Annotated in this window: 9 protein-coding genes; 5 read left to right on the top strand and 4 right to left on the bottom strand. The window is 51.6% G+C overall.

Going from position 1 to position 8,096, the window contains the following annotated elements; genetic code table 11:
- The 4 genes from AC6R10_RS10440 to murB all read right to left on the bottom strand — a co-directional run.
- The coding region (locus AC6R10_RS10440) for a DUF3135 domain-containing protein (protein ID WP_500672196.1) at nucleotides 1–129 on the bottom strand (129 nt) is incomplete at its 3' end.
- A 186-nt stretch (nucleotides 130–315) separates the two neighbouring features.
- Entirely contained in the window at nucleotides 316–939 is a 624-nt protein-coding gene (locus tag AC6R10_RS10435; RefSeq protein ID WP_500672194.1) for a helix-turn-helix transcriptional regulator, read from the bottom strand.
- On the bottom strand, nucleotides 936–1,904 hold the full coding sequence (birA, locus tag AC6R10_RS10430) for a bifunctional biotin--[acetyl-CoA-carboxylase] ligase/biotin operon repressor BirA (RefSeq protein ID WP_500672193.1): 969 nt from the start codon (nucleotides 1,902–1,904) through the stop codon (nucleotides 936–938). Before birA ends, AC6R10_RS10435 begins: the two co-directional genes overlap by 4 nt.
- On the bottom strand, nucleotides 1,901–3,016 hold the full coding sequence (gene murB / locus AC6R10_RS10425) for a UDP-N-acetylmuramate dehydrogenase (protein WP_500672192.1): 1,116 nt from the start codon (nucleotides 3,014–3,016) through the stop codon (nucleotides 1,901–1,903). Before murB ends, birA begins: the two co-directional genes overlap by 4 nt.
- A 181-nt stretch (nucleotides 3,017–3,197) precedes the next feature.
- On the opposite strand from murB, the gene AC6R10_RS10420 reads away from it, so the two are divergent.
- From AC6R10_RS10420 to AC6R10_RS10400, 5 genes are all read left to right on the top strand, one after another.
- A complete protein-coding gene (locus tag AC6R10_RS10420) occupies nucleotides 3,198–3,629 on the top strand; it encodes a GNAT family N-acetyltransferase (protein WP_500672191.1) in 432 nt (143 codons plus the stop codon).
- Between the two features lie 271 nt (nucleotides 3,630–3,900).
- The gene (locus tag AC6R10_RS10415; protein ID WP_500672190.1) at nucleotides 3,901–4,308 is read left to right on the top strand and encodes an HI0074 family nucleotidyltransferase substrate-binding subunit; all 408 of its coding nucleotides are present in this window, start codon (nucleotides 3,901–3,903) and stop codon (nucleotides 4,306–4,308) included.
- Between the two features lie 7 nt (nucleotides 4,309–4,315).
- Nucleotides 4,316–4,642, top strand: a complete 327-nt coding sequence (locus AC6R10_RS10410) for a nucleotidyltransferase family protein (protein ID WP_500672189.1) — start codon at nucleotides 4,316–4,318, stop codon at nucleotides 4,640–4,642.
- A 273-nt stretch (nucleotides 4,643–4,915) separates the two neighbouring features.
- Nucleotides 4,916–6,256: a CDP-diacylglycerol--serine O-phosphatidyltransferase gene (gene pssA / locus AC6R10_RS10405; RefSeq protein WP_500672188.1), complete on the top strand. Its 1,341-nt coding sequence runs from the start codon at nucleotides 4,916–4,918 to the stop codon at nucleotides 6,254–6,256.
- A 480-nt stretch (nucleotides 6,257–6,736) separates the two neighbouring features.
- Nucleotides 6,737–7,972, top strand: coding sequence for a sensor domain-containing diguanylate cyclase (locus tag AC6R10_RS10400; protein WP_500672187.1), 1,236 nt, complete (start codon nucleotides 6,737–6,739; stop codon nucleotides 7,970–7,972).
- The last annotated feature ends 124 nt before the right edge of the window (nucleotides 7,973–8,096 follow it).

Genomic DNA, 8,096 nt, shown 5'->3' with positions numbered 1-8,096 from the left:
AGACGCCGCGCTGATCATTTCCTCGCAGATCTCTTTTTTGAGAGCGACAAACGCATCGGGATTCTTTTGCGCCAATTCGACCAGTTCATCGAACGGCGGCAGTTGCTGAAAAAGCGGTGAAGTGTCCATGTGCGCCTCCTTGCCTCACCCATCAAACGTTAAGAATAGGTTAAAAAGTCAGCGATAAAAAGAGGGGGAAGGGGGGAGTCTCAGTTGTGGGACAGTTCCTAGAAAAACCCATTCAAGCTTCGCTTGAGTCCCCTCTAGGAACTAGGTACTAGGAACTCACCTCTAATCCCCTCTAGGAACTAGGCACTAGGAACTCGCCTCTACAACCCTATACCTACACCTCCTCTCCCCCCGCACAATATGCTCCGTCCTCTCAATATGACACTCTGGACCAAGCAGTTGGCGGAAGATGTTCAACTCTGATTGGCATAAACTCGGGCAATGGGTCGCGGCTCGGCAGATGGGGCAATGGTTTTCGGTGAACAGATAGCCGCCGTCGCAGGCTTCGAACTCGGCCATATAGCCCTCTTGTTCGCGGATCTCAACGAGGGCTTGAAGCTTGGCTTCCAGCGTCTCGCAGCCGTGCATACGCGCTTGATAGTGCGCCAAGGTTTGGCTTTCGCGATCAAGCGTCACTTTTTCTACCCCTTCGAGGCCGAATAGACGCTCTACCGCGTCGATGACTTGAATCGTCAGCTCTCCATGACGATCGGCAAAATGGCGATGGCCTTTCGCCGTCAGTGACCAGTGACGCGTTGGTCGCCCCACTTTGACGCGGATATCTTCAATCGCCAGCAAGCTGTCGTCTTCCAACGCTTGCAAGTGTTGACGCGCGCCCATGGTGGTCATATCCAGCAGATCGGCAATCTGCTTGGCGGTCACGCTCCCTTCGCGTTTGATAATGTGGAGTATTCGCTCGCCCGTTTTCATGCGCCCCTCAGACTCACTTCCCCGCCCACATACTCTTCTACCCCTTGCTCTGTCTCAATCAACACCGCGCCTTGCGCGTTGATGCCCCTTGCAATGCCAACCACCTCTCTTGGCCCCATAATGAGTTTTATAGGACGGCCGAGAAAGTTATCCAACCGGTTCCAACGCTCGACAAAGCCGTGCATCCCTTGCAGTTCATAGTCAGACAGCGCGCGGTGCAGGGTTTTAATTAAGGTGATCGCCAGTTGATTGCGATCGATGCTTTCCCCGGTCACCTCAGAGAGTGAGGTCCAAGGCTGGGTAATGGCCGAGGTGGCGCGTTCATTGCCTGCGGCCATCTGCAGGTTCATGCCCATGCCAATCACAAGGTTGGCGGCGCCGCCCGCTTGACCGGACATTTCGACCAAGATCCCAGCGAGTTTTTTGTCTTGGTAATAGAGATCGTTGGGCCATTTGAGTTTCACACCGTCAATCCCGAGGGCTTCGAGCGCTTCGACAATCGCCACGCCGACGACTAAGCTCAGCCCCATCGCGGCGGCCATGCCAGCATCCAGACGCCAAAACATCGAGAGATACAGGTTTGAGCCAAACGGTGAGATCCATTCTCGGCCGCGTCGGCCACGCCCTTTGGCTTGGTATTCCGCCAAACAGACCGCGCCTGACGTCAGGCTGTCTGCCTGATTGAGAAGATGCTGATTGGTCGAGTCAATAATCGGGATCAGCTCAAGTGGCGTTGCTACGCCGGCTTTGAGCACGGCTTCATCAAGCAACTGCATTGGTTTGGCTAATTGGTAACCTTTGCCCTGCAGGCGAAAGATATCGACGCCCCACTCTTGAATACCTTTAATGTGTTTACTGACTGCCGCACGTGAGATGCCGAGTTGCTCACCGAGCGCCTCACCCGAATGGAATTGACCGTCGCTGAGCTGGCTCAAGAGTATGAGTTTGGTGTGGTGCTCTTTCATCGCATCTCTCCTTGCACTGCGCGATCAATGGACGACTCCGCCGTGCTGACTCGCCCCTCTTCCAGTAGCATTTCAAGGCGCGTCTCACCTTGTGGCCCCATAAAGCGCACTTCGTGCTCAAGCGTGACACCAAAGGTTTCTTGTACCTTGGCGCGCACTGTCGCGGCGAGCGTGAGCACATCATCGGCACTGGCGTTGCCAGTATTTACAATCACTAATGCTTGATTTGGATGAACTTGCGCGCCGCCAATGCGATGCCCTTTTAGCCCACATTGGTCAATCAGCCAGCCGGCGGCAAGTTTCATCGCGCCTTCACCTGCATCACCTGTGGGATAAGCCACCAGCGTTGGAAATGCATCGCTTAACCTTTCATAGTCTGATTTGCTCACAACGGGGTTTTTGAAAAAACTGCCTGCGTTACCTTGCACGCGCGGATCGGGCAGTTTTTCTTGTCTAACGCGGCACACAGTATCAAAAATCTCTTGGGCGGTGACGCTTTCACGCGCAAAGCCTTGCAGCGGGCCATAAGCAATATTGGGCTGCCACGCTTTGGCGAGCTTTAAGCCGAGCGCCACAATCACCACTTTTTGGTATAAATCGTGTTTAAAAATCGAATCACGATAACCGAACTGGCACTCTTGCGCGTGCATTCGGCGCACTTCAAAGCGTTCAAGACAGAGCACATCCACGTATTCGCACACATCTTGTAGCTCCACGCCGTAAGCGCCAATGTTTTGAATCGGCGCACTGCCTGCACAGCCCGGAATCAAGGCCAGGTTTTCCAGCCCGTAATAGCCCGACTCCACACACCACTTCACCAGTGATGGCCAATCTTCCCCCGCCTCAATATGCAAATGCCAATGCGTGTCGCTCTCTTGCACGGTTTTGCCGAGCAAATGATTGATGATCACCACACCTTGAAACGGCGCGGTAAACAGCATATTGCTGCCCTTACCCAGCATCAGCTTAGGCAACGTCGCATACGCACGGTTTTGATACACGTCGATAATATCCTGCTGCGTGTGGGCTTCAATCAGCACCTCACAGGTTTGCGCGATAGCAAAGGTATGGTGGCAAGCGAGGTCGGCGTGAGTTTGAATGGTTTTAGGCATGGGTGTCAGCATGGATAAGGTTGGGTGGTTGACAGGTGTTGATATTCTACTCGATGGGAATGAGAGTTCCTAGTTTCTAGTGCCTAGAGGTGGTGGGTGGTGGGTGGTGGGTGGTGGGTGGTGGGTGGTGGGTGGTGGGTGGTATTATGGAGAGAGGTAGATGGATGGCAAGGAGTTTGGGGTGTTTTCAAAGATTGTTGAGGTTGAGGCGATGAAGCTGCCGCTGGTGAACCGCTTGTATAAAGCGCACTATCCGGCGGGTAAGGCGAAGAGTGATGAGTTGGTGATTGCGGGCTATATTGGCACCGAAATCGCGGCGGTGGTACGCTTTCGAAGCCTTGCTAAATATCGCTTATTAACCGGCATGCTTGTGGTGCCGAGCCAGCGCGGTCAAGGGTTGGGTCACGAGCTGCTTGAGTATTGCCAAAAGCACATCCTCGGCCCACACGACTACTGCTTTGCCTACCCTCACCTCGAAGCCTTTTACGCCCAACATGGCTTTACCACGCTCGATAAAAGCGCACTGCCAAATGATGTGAAGAATCTGTTTGAGCGTTATGTGCGGGGTAAACCACAGTTGGTGGCGATGGGGAATTTAGAGGCGAGTTCCTAGTTCCTAGTGCCTAGAGGGGAATGGAGAAACACAAATAAGATCCTAGTTCATAGCTCCCAGCAACAGACGTTTGAACATAAAACAAACCCCAAAACCAATAGCCCCTCTCTAGGAACTAGGCAATAGGCAATAGGCAATAGGCAATAGGCACTAGCCTCCACCCTCTAGGAACTAGGAACTAACCACTAGGAACTCCCCCCACTAGGAACTTCCCCCCAAACACAGTAAAGTAACCATTAAAGCGAGACCCATCCTGCCCAGGTGAACAACGATGAACTCAAATCCAGACCGTTGGAAGCTACGTTTACAAAATTTGAGTAAAGTGCAACAAAGGCTCAAAAGAGCCTGCGCGCAAGAGAGTTACAACGAACTGGAACTGGCGGGTTTAGTGCAAACGTTTGAGTTTTCCTTCGAGCTAACGTGGAAAACGTTAAAAGACTTGCTTGAATTCGAGGGCTTTGATGTCGCCTCTCCGCGCAGTGTCTTTCGAACCGCGCTGGAAGCGAAGCACCTCTCCTCTGAGCAGTGCGAAACACTATTGGAGGCGTTGATTAAACGCAACCTGCTGTCGCATACCTATGACGAAGCCAACGTACTCGAAGCTCAAAAGCTCATTTTGGAGTCGTTTGCGCCGGTGATAGAACAAGTCACCCACTATTTGCAGGCTAAGCACGGTTAACCCGCCTATGCTCACACCAAACGTCGACACCTGCGCTGCAACGATGGGTCTAAAACCCCATCAATACCAATTAATCGAAGAGATTGTCCTTGCGCACCCACTCGTCGAGCACGCTTGGGTGTTTGGCTCAAGGGCGCTAGGCACCTTTAAAGACAGCTCCGACATCGATCTCGCTCTAGAGGGTCCGCATCTTTCGATGAGTACCATCGCCCAAATTCAAGACCAATTCGAGCAATCAACGCTCCCCTACAACGTCGATGTGATAATCACACACACTGTCACCTCAGAGGACTTACTCGCTCATATTCAACGTCACGGTATTCAGTTGAAGTGAGGGAGAGAGAAAATAAGGTCCTAGTTCCTAGTGCCTAGAGGGGAATGGAGAGACACAAAACAAGATCTCAGTACCCACGGCCTAGCAGCAAACGTTTAAGCATAAAACACCCCCAAAAACCACTAGCCCCACCCTCTAGGAACTAGGCACTAGAAACTAGGAACTCCCCCCCCACACACAAAAATACACTTTCGTCATGATGCAAACCTATCAACCATCACCGATTTCTTGCTAAACTCCCTGTCCACTTTAAAGAAAGGTAACGCCGTCACCATGATGACCAATCGTAATTTGTTTGAGCAACTGCCTGCTCTGGCTCAGGATCCAGCTCAGTTTGAAACGCTGTTTTCTGCGGCCGATTTTCGAACTCGCTTGATTGAAGCGATTCGTCAGGCAAGCAAGCGAATCTATCTGGTTGCGCTCTACTTGGAAGACGATGAGGCCGGCCGAGCGATCCTCACCGAGCTCTATGAAGCCAAGCAGCGTAACCCAGGCCTTGATGTCAAAGTGTGCGTCGACTGGCACCGCGCACAGCGTGGGCTGATTGGCGCAGAGCCAGGCGAAACCAACGCCGCGATGTACAAGCGCTTTGCTGAGCAGTATACCCATCGCGTACCTGTGTATGGCATTCCGGTGCGTGGACGTGAAGTGTTTGGTGTGCTGCACCTCAAAGGCTTTGTGATAGATGACCAAGTCATCTACAGCGGCGCCAGCTTAAACAACATCTACCTGCATTATAAAGAGCGCTACCGCTTTGACCGTTACCATGTATTGGCGAACCCAGCGCTCGCCGATAGCATGGCCGAGTTTATTGATGAAGCCATGGTGGCGCACCCGGCCGTGAACGATCTCGCGTGCCCAAGCAAGCCGGAAACCGCGCAGATCAAGGCGCAAATTCGCCAACTGCGCGCGCAACTCGCCAAAGCCAGTTACCCGTTTGAGCCGCAAAGCATTGGCGCGCATCAAGTGGCGGTGACGCCGATTGTCGGCGTGGGGAAAAAGCGCAACAAGCTCAACCAAAGCATCAACCATTTACTGGCGATGGCCAAAGATGAGATTTTCATCTGCACGCCCTACTTCAACTTCCCGCGCAGCGTCGCGAAAGAGGTGAAAAAAGCCATCCGCCGCGGCGTAAAAGTCACCATTGTGGTGGGTGATAAGACCGCCAACGACTTTTACATCTCCCCGGAGCAAGAGTTCAAAACCATTGGCGGCCTGCCGTATCTCTACGAGCGCAACTTGCGCGCGTTTGCCAAAGCCAATGAAGCCAATATTGCCGCCAGAAAGCTCTCTTTGAGACTGTGGAAGCACGATGAAAACAGCTTCCACCTCAAAGGGATTTGGGTCGATAAGCGTTACATGATGATCACGGGCAACAACCTCAACCCACGTGCTTGGAGCCTAGATCTCGAAAACGCGCTGCTCATCAGAGATGACTACCATCACCTGACCCCGCAATTCGAGCTGGAAGTGGAGAATATTCTCAAGCACACGCAGTTAATTTGCACATATAAGCAAGTGGAGAAGTTTGAAGACTACCCGCTGCCGGTGAAGAAGCTAATGCGCAAGATCACCCGCGTGAGAGCGGATAGAGTCTTAAAACGCATTTTGTGATGGCTTATCCAAATCCATCGTGACACACGATATCTCTTTCGAATATTAGCCAACAGCCCGCGCTAGCTGGGCGTGATACCCCTATCTGAGCGTAAAAAAAAGCCAAGTCAAAGACTTGGCTTCATACAAATAAGATACTCATGTATGTTAAACGTCATTTTTAAGGACATAGAGGGCCTTAAAAGATGGCAGCGTTTGGTACACGCCAACTATCCATAAATGCTATGAATAACTACCATCGGGCTGCGATTATAGGCGCATATGAACTCATGTCAATAACATCGGCGTTTAGTCAGCCACTCCCCCCCAACCTGACACGTCAATCGTTCACTCTTTGACCGCTCAATTCAGGTTCGCTTTCGCGCCATCGGATTATTCGGATGATAAAACAACGTGATGACAATTGTGGATTCGTTTTTCTTCCGATCGTAATATGCGTATTCGGTTGCACATGTGTGCAAAATGAGTGCGAGGACTGGCATGCCAAAGTTAACCATTGATACCCAATACGGCATCATCATTATCCAAAACTTAGAGACCTTATTCGTCAATGAATACTACGCGCACCTGTATGGTTACTCTAGCGCCTCTGAACTTCTCAACTCGATAGACTCCTTTCTTGACTTGATTGATCCCTCCTACCATCCCCAAGCGATCGATAACTATCATCAAACACTCAAAGGTGACGTTCTTCCCCGCGGGAGAACCTTTCGTAATCGCGATCGACACGGTCGAGAGTTCGCAGTGTTTGCCATCGATCATGTGATTGAGTGGAACGGAGAACCGGCTTTACAAGTCACGGTTATCGATCTCTCAGCGCAAGAACGAGCCCAACAGCAACTTCAGGAAAATGAGCAAAAGTTCAAGCAGCTGATCACTAAGTCTGGGCAAGGTATTAGCGTCCACCGCGACTTCAAACCCATCTTTGTCAATCAAGCTTGGGTTGACTTGATGCGCGCGCCGTCCATCGACACCGTACTCCGTGATGTCAACTTACTCTCCTTCCTACCAGAGGAGGAACACGCCAGCGCTCAGGTACGTTATCAATCACTCATTAGTGGCCGTTTATCGGGGGCCAAGACGGTTGTGAAAAATCGATGTTTTGATGGCGAGATTCGTTACTTTCGCGTCTACGACAACTTGATTGAATGGGATGGAGAGCCAGCGGTTCAAGCCGTCATCGAGGATGTGACCGATCGAATCACACTCGAAGCCAAATTAAGACAACTGTCGGTGACCGATCCACTGACTGGTATCTATAACCGCAGGAAACTCGATCGTGTGCTCAACCAAGAGTTTCAAAGAGGGCAACGGTATGGCCATCCATTTGCGGTTATCCTTATCGACATCGATCACTTCAAGGTCATCAATGATACGTATGGCCATGATGTGGGCGACAACACATTGCGCACCATTGCCAACACACTTCGTGACACCCTACGCCAAACTGACGTGTTAGGTCGTTGGGGTGGAGAGGAGTTTTTAATTGTTTGTCCGTCCACTGACCTTACCGGTGCCTCACACCTCGCCAACACCTTGAGAGCACGCATCGCGAATCTGGCACTAGACGATGCGAAGCCCGTTACCATCAGCATCGGCGTCGCCAGTCTAGGCACTGACGACACACAAGTCTCCGACGTTCTGAAAAGAGCTGATCATGCGCTCTATGACGCAAAACGTAACGGACGAAACCGAGTAAAGGTGAACCGCCCGTAATACGAGAAACAAGCAATCCAACACTGCTCACTCAATAGTACTCATTCGTTAGCGAATCAACAGCCCTATTAAAAAAGTGACAAACCGCCGCTTTTCCCCCTCAACCCCGGCTTCAAGACACACA

The organism is Vibrio sp. R12-SG2-ISO1 (assembly GCF_059834045.1).
This window is presented reverse-complemented; position numbering and strand designations above follow the sequence as displayed.